Annotated in this window: 11 protein-coding genes, 2 rRNA genes and 2 pseudogenes; 9 read left to right on the plus strand and 6 right to left on the minus strand. The window is 38.7% G+C overall.

Annotated features, from left to right (window positions below; translation table 11 throughout):
* The first annotated feature begins 197 nt into the window (after nucleotides 1–197).
* Both H3Z85_11060 and rrf read left to right on the plus strand, forming a co-directional pair.
* Nucleotides 198–2,952, plus strand: a 23S ribosomal RNA gene (locus H3Z85_11060).
* A gap of 144 nt (nucleotides 2,953–3,096) precedes the next feature.
* A 5S ribosomal RNA gene (gene rrf / locus H3Z85_11065) occupies nucleotides 3,097–3,204 on the plus strand.
* Nucleotides 3,205–3,454: 250 nt separating this feature from the next.
* Here the strand turns inward: rrf and H3Z85_11070 are convergent.
* A complete protein-coding gene (locus H3Z85_11070; protein QPQ53789.1) occupies nucleotides 3,455–5,083 on the minus strand; it encodes an acyl-CoA carboxylase subunit beta in 1,629 nt (542 codons plus the stop codon).
* A gap of 249 nt (nucleotides 5,084–5,332) precedes the next feature.
* Nucleotides 5,333–5,884, minus strand: coding sequence for a GNAT family N-acetyltransferase (locus H3Z85_11075; GenBank protein QPQ53790.1), 552 nt, complete (start codon nucleotides 5,882–5,884; stop codon nucleotides 5,333–5,335).
* 189 nt (nucleotides 5,885–6,073) lie between these two features.
* On the opposite strand from H3Z85_11075, the pseudogene H3Z85_11080 reads away from it, so the two are divergent.
* The 3 genes and pseudogenes from H3Z85_11080 to H3Z85_11090 all read left to right on the plus strand — a co-directional run bounded on the left by H3Z85_11080 (nucleotide 6,074) and on the right by H3Z85_11090 (nucleotide 8,810).
* A pseudogene (locus tag H3Z85_11080) lies at nucleotides 6,074–6,951 on the plus strand (EamA family transporter).
* 13 nt (nucleotides 6,952–6,964) lie between these two features.
* Complete coding sequence (locus H3Z85_11085) at nucleotides 6,965–8,047, plus strand: PorV/PorQ family protein (GenBank protein ID QPQ53791.1); 1,083 nt, start codon at nucleotides 6,965–6,967, stop codon at nucleotides 8,045–8,047.
* Nucleotides 8,040–8,810, plus strand: a complete 771-nt coding sequence (locus H3Z85_11090) for a hypothetical protein (protein QPQ53792.1) — start codon at nucleotides 8,040–8,042, stop codon at nucleotides 8,808–8,810. Before H3Z85_11085 ends, H3Z85_11090 begins: the two co-directional genes overlap by 8 nt.
* A 556-nt stretch (nucleotides 8,811–9,366) precedes the next feature.
* On the opposite strand, the gene uvrC is transcribed toward H3Z85_11090, so the two are convergent.
* Nucleotides 9,367–11,160, minus strand: coding sequence for an excinuclease ABC subunit UvrC (gene uvrC, locus H3Z85_11095; GenBank protein QPQ53793.1), 1,794 nt, complete (start codon nucleotides 11,158–11,160; stop codon nucleotides 9,367–9,369).
* 29 nt (nucleotides 11,161–11,189) lie between these two features.
* Nucleotides 11,190–11,945, minus strand: coding sequence for a hypothetical protein (locus H3Z85_11100; GenBank protein ID QPQ53794.1), 756 nt, complete (start codon nucleotides 11,943–11,945; stop codon nucleotides 11,190–11,192).
* A gap of 131 nt (nucleotides 11,946–12,076) precedes the next feature.
* On the opposite strand from H3Z85_11100, the gene hutH reads away from it, so the two are divergent.
* The 3 genes and pseudogenes from hutH (at nucleotide 12,077) to H3Z85_11115 (ending at nucleotide 15,706) form a co-directional block, all read left to right on the plus strand.
* Nucleotides 12,077–13,564, plus strand: coding sequence for a histidine ammonia-lyase (gene hutH, locus H3Z85_11105; protein QPQ53795.1), 1,488 nt, complete (start codon nucleotides 12,077–12,079; stop codon nucleotides 13,562–13,564).
* Between the two features lie 64 nt (nucleotides 13,565–13,628).
* Nucleotides 13,629–14,074 (plus strand): annotated as a pseudogene (locus H3Z85_11110) (GNAT family N-acetyltransferase).
* Between the two features lie 150 nt (nucleotides 14,075–14,224).
* Entirely contained in the window at nucleotides 14,225–15,706 is a 1,482-nt protein-coding gene (locus H3Z85_11115; GenBank protein QPQ53796.1) for a S8 family serine peptidase, read from the plus strand.
* Nucleotides 15,707–15,772: 66 nt separating this feature from the next.
* Here the strand turns inward: H3Z85_11115 and ygiD are convergent, their stop codons facing one another.
* Both ygiD and H3Z85_11125 read right to left on the minus strand, forming a co-directional pair.
* The gene (gene ygiD, locus H3Z85_11120; GenBank protein QPQ53797.1) at nucleotides 15,773–16,600 is read right to left on the minus strand and encodes a 4,5-DOPA dioxygenase extradiol; all 828 of its coding nucleotides are present in this window, start codon (nucleotides 16,598–16,600) and stop codon (nucleotides 15,773–15,775) included.
* Between the two features lie 83 nt (nucleotides 16,601–16,683).
* On the minus strand, nucleotides 16,684–17,196 hold the full coding sequence (locus tag H3Z85_11125; GenBank protein QPQ53798.1) for a polyisoprenoid-binding protein: 513 nt from the start codon (nucleotides 17,194–17,196) through the stop codon (nucleotides 16,684–16,686).
* Nucleotides 17,197–17,483: 287 nt separating this feature from the next.
* Between H3Z85_11125 and H3Z85_11130 the strand changes: the two genes are divergently transcribed.
* Nucleotides 17,484–19,619, plus strand: a complete 2,136-nt coding sequence (locus H3Z85_11130; GenBank protein QPQ53799.1) for a DPP IV N-terminal domain-containing protein — start codon at nucleotides 17,484–17,486, stop codon at nucleotides 19,617–19,619.
* The last annotated feature ends 358 nt before the right edge of the window (nucleotides 19,620–19,977 follow it).

Here is a 19,977-nt window from a genome sequence, read left to right on the forward strand (position 1 = left end):
TGTGAGTTTGATTTAAAAGTTACGGATGGAGCCAAAAACAACATCTGTTTATCAGACGAGCAAGAAGCAATTAAGATCATTGACATTAACGGTAAAGACATCACAAAGAGATAACCGAGCACTTTCGAGTGCGAAGTTTAAAAATATTAATTAGCATTGAATGCTAATGACAAAACTAAACTAATATAATTATTAGGAAAGAAATCGTTAAGGGCGTATGGCGGATGCCTAGGCTTTCAGAGGCGAAGAAGGACGTGGTAAGCTGCGAAAAGCTGCGGGGATTGGCACACACGAATTGATCCGCAGATGTCCGAATGGGGCAACCCGGCATGTTGAAGACATGTCATCCCTTAGGGGAAGCAAACCCGGAGAACTGAAACATCTAAGTACCCGGAGGAAAAGAAATCGAAGAGATTCCGTAAGTAGTGGCGAGCGAAAGCGGATTAGCCCAAAAGTCTTTTATATTTAGAAGAATGTTCTGGAAAGAACAGCCATAGACGGTGATAGCCCGGTATTCGAAAGGTATATTAAGATGATAAATGAGTAGGGCGGGACACGTGAAATCCTGTCTGAATATGGGGGACCATCCTCCAAGGCTAAATACTCCTGAAAGACCGATAGTGAACAAGTACTGTGAAGGAAAGGTGAAAAGCACTTCGAATAGAAGGGTGAAATAGAACCTGAAACCGTACGCCTACAAGCGGTCGGAGCAGCGTAATGCTGTGACGGCGTGCCTTTTGCATAATGAGCCTACGAGTTAATTTTACTAGCGAGGTTAAGGTATTAAGTACCGGAGCCGGAGCGAAAGCGAGTCTGAATAGGGCGCATAGTTAGTAGGATTAGACGCGAAACCTTGTGATCTACCCATGGGCAGGTTGAAGCTCTGGTAACACAGAGTGGAGGACCGAACCGGTTGACGTTGAAAAGTCTTCGGATGACCTGTGGGTAGGGGTGAAAGGCCAATCAAACTGGGAGATAGCTCGTACTCTCCGAAATGCATTTAGGTGCAGCGTCGTATATAAGTTTATTAGAGGTAGAGCTACTGATTGGATGCGGGGGTTTCACCGCCTACCAATTCCTGACAAACTCCGAATGCTAATAAATGTTCTACGGCAGTGAGGGCATGGGTGCTAAGGTCCATGTCCGAGAGGGAAAGAACCCAGACCAACAGCTAAGGTCCCCAAATATATGTTAAGTTGAAGCAACGCGGTTGGACTGCATTGACAGCTAGGATGTTGGCTTGGAAGCAGCCATTCATTTAAAGAGTGCGTAACAGCTCACTAGTCGAGCGGTCCGGCATGGATAATAATCGGGCATAAACATATTACCGAAGCTATGGATTTGTATTTAAGATACATCTGGTAGGAGAGCATTCTATTTGCGCCGAAGCAGTACTGTGAGGTATTGTGGAGCGGATAGAAAAGAAAATGTAGGCATAAGTAACGATAAAGCAGGCGAGAAACCTGCTCACCGAAAGACTAAGGTTTCCTCAGCCATGCTAATCAGCTGAGGGTTAGTCGGGACCTAACGCGAACCCGAAAGGGGTAGTGGATGGACAATGGGTTAATATTCCCATACTTGCTCACACTAAAAAGGGGACGGAGTGCCGTACTTACTGGAGACTGACGGAATAGTCAAGGCCTAGCCTTCGGGCGAAGCTGCTGTAGGGAAAGTGCTTCCAAGAAAAGCCGAAGTGAAGCAACCCGTACCAAAACCGACACAGGTAGTCGAGGAGAGAATCCTAAGGTGCTAGAGTGAATCATGGTTAAGGAACTAGGCAAAATAGTCTCGTAACTTCGGGAGAAGAGACGCCATCAGCAATGGTGGCCGCAGTAAAGAGGCCCAGGCGACTGTTTATCAAAAACACAGGACTCTGCAAAATCGAAAGATGCAGTATAGGGTCTGACACCTGCCCGGTGCTGGAAGGTTAAGGAAGGTGCTTAGCGTAAGCGAAGGCATTGACTGAAGCCCCAGTAAACGGCGGCCGTAACTATAACGGTCCTAAGGTAGCGAAATTCCTTGTCGGGTAAGTTCCGACCTGCACGAATGGTGTAACGATCTGGGCACTGTCTCAACCATGAGCTCTGTGAAATTGTAGTATCGGTGAAGATGCCGATTACCCGCAATGGGACGAAAAGACCCTGTGAACCTTTACTATAACTTCGTATTGACTTTGAGTAAGTAATGTGTAGGATAGGTGGGAGGCTTTGAAGCTGGCACGCTAGTGTTGGTGGAGCCGACGTTGAAATACCACCCTTTACTTACTTGGAGCCTAACTTCTTTCAGAAGGACATTGCGTGGTGGGTAGTTTGACTGGGGTGGTCGCCTCCAAAAGAGTAACGGAGGCTTTCAAAGGTACCCTCAGCACGCTTGGTAACCGTGCGTAGAGTGTAATGGCATAAGGGTGCTTGACTGTGAGACCAACAAGTCGATCAGGTGCGAAAGCAGGACATAGTGATCCGGTGGTTCCGTATGGAAGGGCCATCGCTCATAGGATAAAAGGTACTCCGGGGATAACAGGCTAGTCTCCCCCAAGAGCTCACATCGACGGGGAGGTTCGGCACCTCGATGTCGGCTCGTCACATCCTGGGGCTGGAGAAGGTCCCAAGGGTTGGGCTGTTCGCCCATTAAAGTGGCACGCGAGCTGGGTTCAGAACGTCGTGAGACAGTTCGGTCTCTATCTATTGCGGGCGTTAGATGTTTGAGAGGGCTTGATTCTAGTACGAGAGGACCGAATTGAACAAACCTCTGGTGTATCAGTTGTACCGCCAGGTGCACTGCTGAGTAGCTACGTTTGGAAGAGATAAGCACTGAAGGCATATAAGTGCGAAACTCGCCTCAAGATGAGACATCTTTTAAGGGTCGTTGGAGATGACGACGTTGATAGGCTACAGGTGTAAAGGCAGTAATGTCATAGCCGAGTAGTACTAATTACCCGTAGATTTATAGCCTGATAAGGCGCACAAGAAAGTGCAGCAAGGTTAGCTCTTTGTGAAAGTTTTTATCGCTTAAAACAGATATCAGAGATGATCTCTCAGATCTCAGGCATTGGTCTGACATCTGAAGTCTTACCACTGACATCTTATATACAACCTTTAGGGTGGTTTTAGCGGTGGGGCTCACCTGTTCCCATTCCGAACACAGAAGTTAAGCCCACCAGCGCCGATGGTACTGCTAACGCGGGAGAGTAGGCCGCCGCCAGTTTTTATTTTATTTTTAAAAAGTCTCATACAGCAATGTATGAGACTTTTTTTTGCTTTATACCTAAGCAGGTTACAGATTATAGCTTACAGGTTACAGGCTATAGCCTATAGGCCCTAATCCACTAGATCATTCCTGATTGATCATTTTCAACTCTCAATTCTCAATTTTCAACTTATTATATAGCTAGAATATAAAAAATCGGCTATCTCAAAAAATTGAGATAGCCGATTTTTATTTATGAAATAGGTGATCAGACCTGGATCACTCCTAAATTAAATTTTTCTGTAATAGGAGAGTGATTAGCAGCTTCAATCCCCATGGAAATCCATTTTCTGGTATCTACAGGATTAATGATGGCATCTGTCCATAATCTGGCTGCAGCATAAGTAGATTCTGTTTGTTTTTGGTATCTTTTTGAGATCGTATCCAGAATTTCATTATGTTCTTCTTCAGAAATTTCTTTTCCTTGCTTTTTAAGGGTAGATTCCTGGATTTGTGCAAGTACTTTTGCAGCTTGTGCTCCACCCATTACGGCCAGGTCAGCCCAAGGCCATGCCACGATAAGTCTTGGGTCGTATGCTTTTCCGCACATTGCATAATTTCCGGCACCGTAAGAGTTTCCGGTAATAATAGTAAATTTTGGAACTACAGAGTTGGAAACGGCATTCACCATTTTGGCTCCGTCCTTGATAATTCCTCCATGTTCTGACTTAGATCCTACCATAAATCCTGTAACGTCCTGTAAAAAGATCAAAGGAATCTTTCTTTGATTACAGTTGGCAATGAATCGGGTAGCTTTATCTGCAGAATCTGAGTAAATTACTCCGCCGAACTGCATCTCTCCTTTTCCACTTTTTACCAATTTTCTCTGATTGGCTACAATTCCTACAGACCATCCGTCAATTCTCGCTGTGGCGCAGATTATACTTTTACCGTAATCAGGTTTATACTCTTCATATTCTGAGTTATCCACAATACATTTGATGATCTCAAAAGTATCATATTGTTCCGCTCTCGAAGCAGGCATAATTCCGAAGATATTTTCCGGATTTTCTTTGGGCGGAAAGCTTTCTGTTCTATCGAAACCTGCTTTTTCAGTACTTCCGAGAGACTTCATAATATTTTTAATTCTATTCAGAGCATCTTTATCATCCTTGGCCTTATAATCGGTCACCCCTGAAATAGAACAATGTGTGGTTGCTCCTCCTAACGTTTCGTTATCGATGCTTTCTCCGATGGCTGCTTTTACAAGATAGCTTCCGGCAAGAAAGATAGAGCCTGTTTTATCAACAATCATGGCTTCATCACTCATAATAGGTAAATAAGCTCCTCCGGCTACACAACTTCCCATAACCGCTGAGATCTGGATAATTCCCATAGAGCTCATCTTTGCATTATTTCTGAATATTCTTCCGAAATGCTCTTTATCAGGGAATATTTCATCCTGCATAGGAAGGTAAACTCCCGCAGAATCTACAAGATAAATAATAGGAAGTTTATTTTCCATAGCGATTTCCTGTGCTCTGAGATTTTTCTTTCCCGTGATCGGAAACCAGGCTCCTGCTTTTACAGACGCATCATTAGCCACGACAATACATTGTCTTCCTGAAATGTAGCCGATCACTACTACGACTCCCCCGCTGGGACAACCACCATGCTCAGGATACATTTCATATCCGGCAAATGCTCCTACTTCAATGGAATCTGAATCCTTATCAAGAAGATATTCTATTCTTTCTCTTGCAGTCATTTTTCCTTCTTCACGAAGCTTTTGAAGCCTCTTTTCTCCGCCTCCTTTTTTGATTTCGGTGAGCAAGCGATTGATTTCTGATAACTTTAATCTGTTGTGATCTTCCCGTTTGTTGAATTCGATGTCCATAAGATTTCAATTTTTACGCTTAAAGATACTATTTTTATGAAGAATATGGCTGTGAAGTAAAACAAGTGTTTAATACTTTGGTTATTAGTAAATTGTGAATTTTTTAACAGAAAAATATTTTTAAATGATTGAGATTTTTTCTAACTTTACATCAGAGTAACAGGGGGTGATATCCTCTGCAAATACTCTGTTCCTAGTTTATTTTTTTAATAGTTTATTATTTGAAGGCCCTGAAAGTTTACCAAATTTTCAGGGTTTTTTGTTACTCATCATTGCGGGCTCGTAGTATTTTCTATACTCTACAATACTAAGATCGGTGAGAATATCTTTGTACTTCTTATACCTTTTAGCAGGAATAAACCCAAGTTTTTCCGGAATTTTTCTACTGGCAACATTGGATTCGTCAACGGGGTAGAGGATATATTCAAAAGTAAAATGATTTTCGAGAAACTCAATCAGGCCTGTTATAATTTCACTTCCCAGTCCTTTCCCGTGAACGCCCTTTTTCAGCCATAAACCCAGCTCAACAGATTCCTGTGTTATATTGTGGATACCACAACATCCGATAAAATCTTCATTTGAATCCAGGGCAACCAGTACCAGATCTGTGTTTTGAGATAAAGTTCTTTTTGATTCATTCACAAAATTTACGATCTCCTCTCTGTCTCCTTGCGGATTAAAGGGCATGTATCTGGTGATTTCACTTGTGAAATGTTCCAAGATAGCATTGATGTCTGAGTCTCGGACAGGCTGCATAATTACCCGTTTCGTTCTTATTTTAATTTCAGGACTTAATATCATGGTATACTTTTTTTCTCTTCTCTTGTATTCTCTTTTTCATGAAATGAATAGAATGAATCAGGTATTAGCAAGAAAATCTATAAAAAACTTTATTTATCTTTTTTTTACTAATGTAAATTTATATTTTTTATAAGATTTGTAAAAGCCTATTTGTACCTTTGCCTGTTAAAAAATTGAAGTAGAAAGAATATGCATAAGCTGGCACTTTTTAGGTTGCATTTAATTGTATTTTTATGGGGTTTTACCGCTATTTTAGGGAAGTTGATTCATGCCAATGCCCAAATTTTGGTGTTTTACAGAATGTTGTTTGCAGCAATTTTTCTTTTTGTATTTATCAGAATTTATAAAAAGGAAAGCATCGCTGTTTCGAAAAAATATTTTTCCAGCTCGCTGCCATAGGATTTGCAATGGCTCTCCACTGGTACTGTTTTTTTTATTCCATTAAGGTTTCGAATGTTTCCATAGCTTTAAGCTGTCTTTCGTTGTCTACACTCTTTGCATCAATACTGGAACCTATTATTTTTAAGAGAAAGGTGGATGTTTCAGAAGTGGTCATGGGAGTGGTTATCGTAGCTTGTATTCTGATGATTTTTAAAACAGAATTCCATTTTAAAGAAGGAATTATATATGGGATCTTTTGTGCTGTTTTCGGGACCGTTTTTTCCGTATTTAATGGGAAGATGTTTGGAAAGACAAGCTCTGGTAATATTATATTTTATGAGATCTTCTGTGGTTGGTTTATTTTAATGTTATTTTATCTGTTTTCAGGTCAAATTATCCATATGAATGAAATAAATTACAGAGATCTGGCGTTAATATGCTTATTGGCCAGTGTTTTCACCGCTTTTCCGATGCTGGAATCGGTTAAGCTCATGAAGTATATATCACCGTTTACTCTAATTTTAACAGTTAATTTAGAACCAGTTTACGGAATTATACTAGCTTTTTTTATCTTTGGGGAATCAGAACATATGAGCCCTATATTTTATATTGCTTCAGCAGTTATGATACTGGCAATCATAGTGAACGGATTAATAAAAGCCAGGAAAACTAAAAACTTTAACTAAGCATCAATTGTATATGATGAAAAAATATTTTTTACTTGCATTTTCACTGCTGTTTGGGTGGTCTCAATCACAGATCATCAGGAAATATTCCAATGAATTTCTAAATATCGGAGCAGGCGCGAGGGGACTGGCGATGGGAGGAGCGGTAATCACTAACCAGGATGATGTCTATGCTCCTATGTGGAACCCTGCGGGATTGATGTCCATTGAAAGAGACTGGCAGGGCGCAGCGATGCACGCAGAATATTTTGAATCTATTGCAAAGTATGATTATCTGGCCTATGCCAGGGTATTGGAAGAAGGCGTATTTGGTGTTTCGGTAGTAAGACTGGGTGTAGATAACATATTGAATACAACCCAGATGATCGATTCCGAAGGAAATATCGATTATGATAAGATAACCAAGTTCTCACAATCTGATTATGCTGCCATCCTTTCATATGCCTTCAGACCTGGTGGAAACCCGAATCTGAACGTAGGGGTGAATGCCAAAATTGTATACAGGAATGTGGGTAAATTTGCAAACGGATATGGATTTGGTTTTGACGTGGGAGCAATTTATAAGGCAGATAACGGATGGAAATTTGGAGGGATGATCCGGGATATTACAACGACGGTAAACTTCTGGAGTATTAACCAAAAGGAACTTTCAACGGTTGTAAACGGGGAAGAATTTAACCCTGCACCAAAAGATAAGATGGAGCTTACCATGCCTAAACTTAACGTAGGTGCCAGTAAATTATTTGAAATCAACAGCAGTGTTTATGTTTTACCTGAAGCAGGTTTAAATGTAGATTTTGCAAAAACGGCATCACTGGTTTCAACTGATTTTGCCAGTATCAGCCCATATGCAGGTGCTGAATTAGGATATCAGAAAATGATATTTGTAAGATTGGGTATCAACAGATTTCAATCTATCACAGATATTGAAGATCTTAAAAGAAAAGTTTCTTTCCAGCCAAGCGCAGGAGTTGGGATAAGATACAGAGGCCTTACATTGGATTATGCGATTACAAATTCAGGGATAGGAGGCTCCAATTTTTATTCTAATTTCTTTTCACTTAAGCTCGATATGGGAGCATTTAGAAATGATTAAAAAAATAAAAATGAAGAAGACACTAGTAATTATAATGGCTGTATATTCAGCGGCAGTTTTCGGACAAAAAGTTTCGGATTATAAATATGTTTCAATTCCACAAAAATTCGAGACCTTTAAAGGTGATACTTTTGGATTGGAGGCTTTTTTAGCTAAGGGTTTGGCAGCAAAGAATTATACCGTTCTACCTGCTCATATAGATCAATGGCCTGCTGAAGCTAAAGATAATTCCTGTAACATCGTCAACGCAGAAGTAATTAATGATAAGAGCTTATTCACCAATAAAGTTATTGTACAATTTAAAGATTGCAATAAAAAAGTAATCTTCGAATCCAAAGGGCGTTCTGATATCAAAGAATTTGAAACGGGATATCCGGATGCACTAAAGGATGCATTACTAAAAGTGGCGTCTTCTAATCCTGTTGAGATGCTACCGGCTGTTCAGAAAAAAGTATCTGATCAGGTAGCTTCTGTTTCAGAACCTGTAGCTCAATCAACTTCAGTGGCTCCAACAGCGGGTAATTTTTCTAATGGAAAAACGGATGTCCAGAAAATACAGATTGATGCCAGTCAGTTTATTTTAGCTAAGTCAGGAAGCTCTGTGCCGTTTGCTGTTTTCAAAAATTCTTCAAAAAAAGATGTTTTTATTGTAAAACTGGCTGACGGTAATTCAACTGTAGGGTATTTTGAAAATGGCAGTATCGTCATTGATATTCCTCAATCTGATGGCAGATATACTAAGGAAGTGTTTACAGGTAAATAAAAGGTATTTCGATTACAATATAAAAATAAGCTCTTGAAAAAGAGCTTATTCGTTTTTAATATGATGATGTGTTTTTTAGGAAGTAAATGGTTGTATATCCATCAATTTTTCATTATCCTTTAATGATAGTATAATGAAAATCATCCTCATCAATAAATGATACCTTTTATTACAATACTAATTTACGATAAAAAATATAAATATTGTTAATTTTTAGTTAAGTTTTTATCATAAGATATTAATTGTTATTAATTTTTCTTTTGTTGATCGGTATTTATGTATTTTGTCTTTTTTTTGATATATAGAAAATATAATCCGTTGAAGACTGTTTCATATGGATATGAATCATAAAAAAGACCGCTGTTATTACTATAAAGCGGTCGGTGCAGATTGTGAAAAACTGCTAATTTTTAATAAACTTACCGCTAAAGTCATAAATTTTGACAGATTGAATCGTAGCAGTGCCTTCAATAGTTTACTGCTCACAGAACTTTTGAGGTGAAATCTGCTGGAAAAAGAAGGTAATTGTCAATATCAGCATTTGATTTTAAAGAAGTTAATCTATATTGAAAAATTCCCAAATAACTTTGGCCTTGGTCTTTCCTAAAATTTCTTCCAATGTTTCAAGATTGGATTCTTTAATTCTTTTTACAGACTTCAGTTTTGACAACAATAGTTCTATTGTTTTTTCTCCAACACCCGGAATTTCTTCCAACTCAGATTTTATTGTGGAATTTTTCCTTCGGGTTCTGTGATGCTTTACTCCAAAACGGTGAGCCTCATCTCTTACCCTTTGAAGAATTTTTAAAGTTTCAGATTTTTTATCAAGATATAATGGGATAGGATCTTCCGGGAAGAAGATCTCTTCCAGCCGCTTTGCAATTCCTACTATGGTAATTTTTCCGTATAGTCCCAGCAATCTTAAACTCTTTACGGCCGAAGATAATTGCCCTTTTCCACCATCAATAAGGATCAGCTGCGGAAGGCTTTCTCCTTCATCCAGCATCCTTTTGTAACGGCGGTAGATCACTTCTTCCATGGTAGCAAAATCGTTTGGCCCTTCTACTGTTTTAGGATGAAAAATTCTGTAATCCGCTTTGCTGGGTTTCCCGTCTTTAAAAACCACACAGGCAGATACCGGATTGGTTCCCTGAATATTGGAGTTATCAAAACCTTCAATATGTCTTGGTTCCAAAGGCATTCTCAGCAATTTCTGCATTTCCGCCATGATTCTGTTCGTATGTCTTTCAGGATCTACAATCTGAACCTGCTTTAATTTTTCCAAACGATATTCTTTGGCATTCTTTTCTGAAAGTTCCACAATTCTTTTCTTATCACCTACCTTGGGAACAATAAGCTTTACATTGGGGATTTCTACAGAAAGATGGAAAGGCAGGAGAACTTCCCTTGAATTGGAATCAAACTTTTGTCTGATTTCTATCAATGCTTCCTCCATAATATCTTCATCAGTTTCTTCCAGGATTTTTTTAATCTCTGTTGTAAAACTCTGAATGATATTACCATTCCTTATTTTAAAGAAATTGACATAAGCTGCGGTTTCATCACTGGTCATTCCAAAAACATCCACATCGTCAATATTGGGGTTGACAACAGTATTCTTAGCCTGATAATCTTCAAGAATGTCTAATCTTTCTTTAATGATCTGGGCTTCCTCAAACTGTAGGTTGGAGGCCAGTTTCATCATCTGATTTACCAGATATTCTTTTGCCTTACGGAAGTCCCCCTTGATTATCCCGCGGATGGCCTCTATCTTTTCATCATAGTCTTCCTTACTTTCAAGGTCCTCGCATGGGCCCTCACAGTTTTTGATATGATATTCCAGGCAGACTTTATACTTTCCGTCTGCTATTTTTGCAGGGGAAAGATTAAGATTACAGGTTCTGAGTTTATATATATGCTTAATCGTATCCAGTAAAATTTTAGCGGGACGAACTTTCGCATAAGGCCCATAGTATTCGGAACCGTCTTTAATTTTATTTCTGGTGAGAAAAATTCTCGGGAAATCCTCATTTTTAATGCAAATCCAGGGATAGGTTTTGTCATCTTTCAGCATGACGTTATAAAACGGCTGGTGTTCCTTAATCAGATTATTTTCCAAAAGAAGAGCATCATACTCACTGTTCACAATAGTCGTTTCCAGACGCTGGATTTTACTGACCATTATTTTAATCCTGTACCCGGAAAGATTTTTATTGAAGTAGGATAGTACCCTCTTTTTTAAATTTTTGGCCTTACCAACATACAAAAGCTGATCATTTTTATCATAATAACGATAAACGCCGGGTTCGGATGGTAAAGTTTTGAGTTGTAATTCTAAAGAAGGATTCATATAACAAAATTAAGGAAACTTTCTATATCTTAAAATAGAAAAACCTGCAGATTGCTCTGGAAACTGAAGTAATCCCATTCTACAGATTTCTTTGGATATTTCTTCATAAATTCCTGATGGTCTCCGAAAAGGAAATCATAATGGTCTTCAAAATCATCTTTATGAAGCCAAATTACTTTGTCCCCCTTTTTTACATAATAGGATTTAATAACGCCGCCGCCAAGCTGTGGAGAGCCCATGACAGAAAACCCTGTAGTTTCCTTAGCCCTTGGATCATGATATACTGCGATAATATCGTCAAACCCCGGATTGATAACCTGCATCAGAAATTCTTTATCGTCCTTTTTATTTTTCAGGGAAACTGTTTGGTTTACGAAGTAAATTCGGTCATTATTAGTGTTTTTGGTCAGTTTCTTTGTTCCGAAGTTTCTGATATTTCCCATGTATTTGGCCACTTTGGCAATTTTTTCTGCATTGCTTGGATATACATACATTTCACTGATCTGATCGGCATTAAAAGTACTGTTCTTTTTAGTAACACTATCTTTAATAGCTACTTCATAGATTTGTCCCTTCTTAGTTTCAATCTTATTGCAGAAACCTTTATAGGTATTTCCGTCTTTTAAAATAATAGTGGATGTCTTTTTGGGAGAGGGAGTATTAAAACCTTCATTAAAAAGATAAGTCTCCATTTTTTTGATCTCATCCTTTGAGTATTTTACTTTCTGTGCGAAGGTGGAAGTTCCTGCAACGCATAAAGCCAGCAGTAAAGTTTTCAGTCTCATGTATTATTGTTTTTTATGTTCAGGCCTAAAAATAGTAAATTAATTCACTCATTTTCATAAAAATAGAGAACAATGAAATTTAGTTTCTCCAATTATTGTTAAATGCTTAATTTTAAGAAAATTTTTTAGAAATGATATACGGAGTAGATGTTTTTACATTCCATGATGTTCTGGAAATATGTAAAAAACCTAATAAAGCCAAGCTGAACAAAGCAGCAAAAGAACAAATTTTAAAATCTCAGAAAAACGTACAGGAAATTGTAGAGTCCGATAGATGTGTATATGGAATCAATACGGGATTCGGGCCGCTGTGCGACACTAAAATATCAGCTGATGAAACAGCGCAGTTACAGTATAATTTAATTATTTCTCATGCTGTAGGGGTAGGAAAACCTATTCATAAAGAACTTTCCAAGATTATGATGATCGCTAAAGTTCATGCTTTATCAAAAGGGTTTTCCGGGGTTTCTCTCGATGTGATTGAAAGAATGATCCTGATGCTTGAAAAAGATATCATTCCTGTAGTACCTGAACAAGGTTCTGTAGGTGCCTCAGGAGATTTGGCTCCGTTGGCCCATCTTGTATTGCCATTGCTGGGGCTTGGACAGGTTTGGGAAGGTGATCAGGTGGCTGAAACGATGGATGTTTTGGAAAAGCATAATCTGGAACCTTTGGTTTTGGGACCTAAAGAAGGGCTGGGGTTAATCAATGGAACCCAGTTTATTTTAGCTCATGCCATTAAGGGGCTGGAAAAATTCGAATATTTACTTGACCTTGCCGATATGACGGCTGCCATGAGTATCGAAGCATATAGAGGTTCTGCAAGCCCGTTCAAAAAAGAACTTCATGATATCAGACCGTTCGAAGGAAGTAAAAAAGTGGCGGCCAGAATGCTTAAGTTCCTGAAAGGATCGCAGAACATGAAAGCGCATGAAGATTGCGAGAGAGTTCAGGATCCCTATTCGATGAGATGTGTACCACAGGTACATGGAGCGAGCAGAAATGCTTTTGAGCATTTGAGGAGTATGGCTGAAACAGAATTAAATTCAGTCACAGACAATCCAATTGTTCTTAGTGCAGAAGAATCTATTTCGGGAGGAAATTTCCACGGACAGCTAATGGCATTACCGTTAGATTATGCTACATTGGCTGCGGCTGAATTGGGAAATATTTCTGACAGAAGAAGCTACTTGCTGCTGGAAGGAAAATACGGACTTCCAAGATTATTGACAGAAAGCTCAGGATTAAACTCAGGATTTATGATTCCTCAATATACTTCAGCTGCTTTGGTTACAGAAAACAAAACATTATGTTTCCCTGCATCTGCCGATTCTATTCCTACAAGTTTAGGTCAGGAAGACCATGTTTCTATGGGAAGTATTTCAGGAAGAAAATTCAATCAGGTCCTAGGAAACCTGGTTAATATTTTATCTGTTGAATTGATGTTTGCCGCTCAGGGACTGGAGTTCAGAAGACCTTCCAAATGTTCCAAAGTCATTGAAGAAAACTTTGCTATTCTTCGCTCCAGAGTTTCTAAACTGGAAGACGACAGGCTTATCGGTAAAGATATGCTGGCGATTGCAGCACTTATTAATGAAAGAAAATTTATCGTCAACTAACCGTACTATATAAAAGCTTCCAATCGGAAGCTTTTTGCTTTTAATTTTTAAAATTTAAATAGTCATGACAATACAAAGACTGGATTCCACTCACCCGGACTTTCAAAATCTGGTAAAACATCTTGATGCGACACTAGCCGAACATAATGGTGAAAATGATGATTTTTTCAGCCAGTTTAATACCATAGATACTCCTAAAAATTGTATTGTAGTGTATGTTGATGGGATCCCGGCTGCGTGCGGGGCTTTTAAACCTTTTTCCAAAGATACCGTTGAAATTAAAAGGATGTACACGGACCTGAATTTCAGAAAAGAGGATTAGCTTCTGCAATGGTTACTGAATTAGAAAGCTGGGCTAAAGAACAGGGATTTGGAAAAGCTGTCCTGGAAACTTCTTCAGGATTGCATAGTGCGATTTCCGTATATGAAAAAAGCGGATTCTACAGGATTCCCAATTATGGACAATATATGGGAATAGAAAGCAGTGTCTGTTATGAGAAAATACTTTAACTGTATTTTTATATTATTATTTTGTTAATATTTTGCTATTTATTTCGTTTTTATATTATATTTAGTGTTGTTTAATGCTAAATTCACTTTTTAAAATTCGTTAATTCCCGGTAAAGTGTTATATTGTGATCACAATCAAAATTATAACATATGAAAAAAAGTGTATTCCTACTGGCACTATGTATTGCTTTACATTCCTGTACCAGAGATGAACTTCAAAATGAAAATCCGAAAATTGAAGTGTCTCAGAAAGATCCGTTGACAGGTAAACAAATCAATGAGAGAATTAATCAGTCTATCAAAACTGATGGTACCTTCAACTGGAGCAACGAATCAGATCATTTTTTGTGGAGCGCAGTTTTTCGCGGAAACAGGATGGTATCTATCGGATTTGGATCCTCTAAGGACGATTTTGACAGAAGTAAATCTCCGGAAAATAAGGTTATGGAAGGCGAAATTTTATCCGTAATCAAACAATATGAAGGATCGGAACCTGCGAGATTTCTTCTTACTTCTGATAAATATCTTAATCAGATAGATGTCGTTATCGAAAAGGAAGAGACTTTGACAGCACTTCGTCAGATGAAAAATATCCGATATGTGGAGCCGGCGGATTACCATTATTTTGAAATAGAAAACCAATATAATTTAGCTTCAAAATCTTCAGGTAGCGGATCATCAGGATGTGGCTTTTCATCCACAGCTTTAAATGCCGCAGATTATACTTCAACTACTCCGGGTGCAAAAATTCCGTGGGCTTTTGCCAAACACAATATTCCCGATGCCTGGAGCTACAGTACCGGAGCAGGCGTCACCATCGGTCTTGTAGATACAGGAGTTTCACCTGAACAAACCTTGCTTGGAACAAGCTTTAATAATGGGGCTTCCTCAGGAAGAACAATCAGTAAATTCGGAGTATTCAATTCAGATGGGTCAGCCGACCAGTGTGGGCATGGAACGAAGATGGCTTCAGTAATGACTGCACCAAGAAATAATGCGGGATTACCGGTGGGGGTTGCTTATAATGCCAATTTAATTGCTTACAGAGCTGCAGAAAACGTGGTGCTGGAAACCTCCGCAGAACAAAACGGGGTAAAGACTGCATTTACAGAACTGGGGAATAATGCCAATGTAAAGATTATTTCCATGTCAATGGGACATATCTTTTCAGTAGGTAAAATTGAAGACGGGGTAAAATATGCCTATAGTAAAGGAAAACTGATTTTCTGCGCAGGCGGAACTTCCACTAGTTTTACCAATTTTGTAGGAGTGATCTTCCCTGCATCCATGTCTGAAACACAAGCCATCACAGGGGTGAAGGAAGGAACATCCAACCAGAAATGTAATGTCTGCCATTCCGGAAGCCAGATTGATTTTACCTTTCAGATGGAGAGAGCTTCAGGGAATACCGTTCCTGTGTTAAGTTATTATAACGGACAGTCTGACTATGTAGGAGGATCTTCTGTAGCTACCGCTGCTACCGCGGGAATTGCTGCTTTGGTTTGGGCTAAAAATCCTTCCTGGACCAGAGATCAGGTACTGAACAAAATGAGACAGTCTGCCACTTATTATCCTAACGTAAATTCCAGCTACGGCTACGGGAATATCAATGTGCTAAAGGCTGTTCAGTAATACAAATTCTAAACTATAAAAAGAAAGGAAATATCTCTTGAGGTATTTCCTTTTTATTTTAAGGTCTTATCCGATCCTGACACTTGTCATACTTAAAGAGCCTCCGATGAGCTCGTCGTTGAATAATGCAAGTTCCTCAGACCTGTCCTTTAATCCCAACGTATAAATGAGAGGCAGATAATGATCAGGAGTTGGGATGGCATACTGTAAGGATGTACCTTGCTTATGGTATTCGATGATATTTTGGAAATTGCCGTCCAGAAGCCAGTTATTGGTTTTTTCACGGGCTTCAATCGCCCAATCCCAGCCGGCACCAACGGTATTGATATTTTTCCAGTCTATCAGTCGGAGATTATGAACAATATTTCCGCTTCCGATGATGAGGATCCCTTTTTCCCGAAGTCTATTAAGCTGTTTGGCCAGATCATAATGGTATTGTGCAGGTTTTGTATGATCTATACTAAGTTGTATCACAGGAATATCAGCTTCCGGATACATATGTTTGATCACCGACCAGGCACCATGATCAAGTCCCCAGCTGTGGTCTTCTTCCACGATGGCCGGTAACAGAAGCTCTGCCGTTTCTTTTGCCAGTTCAGGACTTCCCGGAGCAGGATATTGTACATCAAATAAAGCTTTTGGGAAACCATAAAAATCATGAATGGTCTTGGGCATGTCCATAGCCGTCACAAAAGTTCCTTCCGTATACCAGTGGGCAGAAATACACAAAATAGCATTGGGTTTTGGTATTTCTCCGGCTGCTTTTCGGAAGCCTTGTACAAATTGATTTTCTTCAATTGCATTCATTGGTGATCCGTGGCCGAGAAATAAAACGGGCATTCTTTGAGTTGAATTAAACTGATCACTTATATTTTGAAGATCATGTAGATTCATAATTGATAGGAATTAATAAAAAACAAAAGGTTCAGAGGTTTTGTAGCAAAATCCCTGAACCTTTTATATGATATGGTACCAAATTATACTTGTTTTACAAACTGCAATTCTCCGGCAATTTTTACATCATCACTTACCATTACACCTCCTGCTTCAAGAGCTGCATTCCAGTTAAGTCCAAAGTCTTTTCTGCTGATTTTTCCTTCAAAAGAGAAACCTGCTTTTGTATTACCCCATGGGTCAACATTGATTCCTCCGAAGTCAACGTCCAAAGTTACCGGTTTTGTGATCCCGTTGATCGTAAGATTTCCAACGACTTCATTATTTAAATTTTGAGATTCAAAAGTGATGGTTGGATGTGCCTCAGCATTAAAAAACTCTGCTGATTTTAAGTGATTATCTCTGTCTGTATTATTAGTGAACACAGAATCAGTCTGGATCGTTGCAGTAGTTTTTGCATTACCGAAAAATTCGTCTTCAGATTCAATTTCTGCAGTGAAAGTTCTGAAGCTTCCCTTTACATTAGAAATCATCATATGTTTTACTTTGAAAGTGATTTCACTATGTGTTGGGTCTAGGTTCCATTTTGTTGCCATTGTATTGTATTTTTTATTTGTTATTGATACTGCAAATTTAGGATAGGGAGCATATACGGAACATTGATATAGGATAAGAAATGCTTCTGATACTTAAAATGATTAGTTTGGGTTTAAAATCCATCAATTTTCAATTTAAGTTCTCCATTTTCAATTCAAAAAATTCTAGTAGTAAGTTAAGAAATAATTTCATTGGATGCATTAATTCTATTTTATGAAGGTTTTATTTTAACATTTCTTAACGGATGATTTTTATTTCTTATTTTTGATGGATTCAATTCTATACAATGAAATTAAATAAATTTTCTTTATTGATGCTTGTTTTGGGCGGTGCAGCATTGGCCCAGACGCAGAAATTTACGATGGCGGAGGCTGTAAATGGGATGAGAACAAATCTTGCCGTGAAAAATATTTCTCAGTTTTCATGGTCTGCAGACGGGAAATCTTATATTCAGGGTGTGAAAGGAGGATATCTGATCACAGATCTTAAAACCAATAAACAAGATACTTTAGTGTCTTTAACTCAGTTGAATAAATTCTCGGATGATAAACTGAAAGCTGTTCCACAGATAAGGTTTGCCGATAATTCAAGAGGATATTTCAATAGCGGAGGCAAAATGTTCTGGATCGAAAAATCCGGAAATGACTGGAAAGTAAAAAATACAGCAACGATGGACAAAGATGCTGCCAATGTGAAAATGTTCAGTGACGGACAAACCTTTGCATTTACAGCAAAGAATAATTTATTTGTCAGTAAAAACGGAAAAACGATCGCGGTAACGAATGAATCTAATGAAAATATCATCAGTGGTCAGGCTGTTCACAGAAACGAATTCGGAATCGATACAGGAATTTTCCCGGCTCCCAATTCTGAAAGCGTAGCCTTCTATAAAATGGATCAGAGCATGGTGGCAGATTACCCGATCATTGACTGGTCTGTAACCCCTGCCGTGAACCATAATATCAAATACCCGATGGCCGGTCAGACCTCTCATCAGGTAACTTTGGGAGTATATAATATTAAAACCCAAACTACAACCTTCTTAAAAGTAGAAGGTGAAAAAGATCAGTATTTAACAGCAGTTACCTGGAGCCCGGATTCTAAATATATTTTCATCGCTGTTCTGAACAGAGGCCAGAATCATATGAAAATGAATCAATATAATGCGGCTACAGGAGAATTGGTAAAAACATTATTCGAAGAAACAGACAGCAAATATGTGGAGCCACAGCATCCGCTTACTTTCTTCCCGAATTCGAATACAGACTTTATATGGCAAAGCCAGAGAACAGGGTACAACCACCTGTTCCACTACAGCCTTGAAAAAGGACTTGTGGCACAGATCACAAAAGGAGACTGGCTGGTAACCGATATCCTCGGATTCAATGAGAAGAAAAAGGAAATCTATTTTACGTCAACAAAAGAAACGCCTTTAGAAAGACATTTGTATAAGATCAACTGGACCAACTTCAAAATGCAGAGACTGGATGATGCACCGGGAATGCATATCGGAACGTTAAGCAATGATGGGAATTACTTATATGATGCTTACAGCAATGCGAACTCACCAAGAATCGCTAATATCATTAATACATCAAATCTGAAATCCAGTAATATTCTCACCTCTGAAAACCCGTTAAAGAACTATCAGAGACCTGAGATTAAAAATGTAGAATTAAAAGCTGATGACGGAACTCCTTTGTATGGAAAAATTATTCTTCCAACAAATTTTGATCCCAACAAAAAATATCCGACGATCGTTTATCTTTATAACGGACCACACTTACAACTGATCACCAACAGCTTTCCGGCTTCAGGAAACCTGTGGTATGAATATATGGCTCAAAACGGATACATCATTTTCACAATGGACGGAAGAGGATCTTCAAACCGTGGAATGAAATTCGAGCAGGCTGTTTTCAGAAACCTGGGAACCACAGAAATGAATGACCAGATGAAGGGAGTAGATTACTTAAAATCTCTTCCTTATGTAGATGCTGAAAAAATGGGAATCCATGGATGGAGCTTCGGAGGATTTATGACAACAAGCTTTATGCTTCGCAAGCCGGATGTATTTAAAGTGGGAGTTGCGGGAGGCCCTGTAATCGACTGGAGCATGTACGAAATTATGTATGGTGAAAGATATATGGATACGCCACAGGAAAACCCTCAGGGATATGCTGCAGCCAACCTGTTGGATAAAGTTCAGAATCTGAAAGGAAAACTATTGATGATTCATGGTGCTCAGGATGATGTCGTAGTATGGCAACATTCTATAAAGTTCATTAAATCGGCTGTTGATAACGGAGTTCAGCTGGATTACTTTGCGTATCCGGGACACCCACACAACGTGATCGGAAAAGACAGGGTACACCTGATGCAGAAAATCACAGATTATTTTGATTTATATCTGAAGAAATAATAGTAAAATCCAACCATAACGGTTGGGTTTTTTGTTTGTGTATTGATTCGAAATTACAAATATGCAAAAAGATGTAATGACGTACTGTTTTTATAGGCGTAAGGATTTTATCTGTGATAAAATGCTGGTATGCTTTATTGCCAAGAATTCACGAATATTTTTAACGCATAAAACCTATGTGTCTGTGTGGTTCAAATTTTAGAACCACATAGACCCATAGAATATATATTAATATGCAGCCTTATTAAAAAAAATTATGAATTCGTGGCAACAAAACTGGAGTATGGCTTGCTGAAACCTTTGATGTTCTTATACTTTTAGTGTGTAAACATATGGTCGTCGTTCTTATCAAACATCA

Source organism: Chryseobacterium indologenes (genome assembly GCA_016025055.1).
GTDB classification, from domain to species: Bacteria; Bacteroidota; Bacteroidia; order Flavobacteriales; family Weeksellaceae; genus Chryseobacterium; species Chryseobacterium indologenes.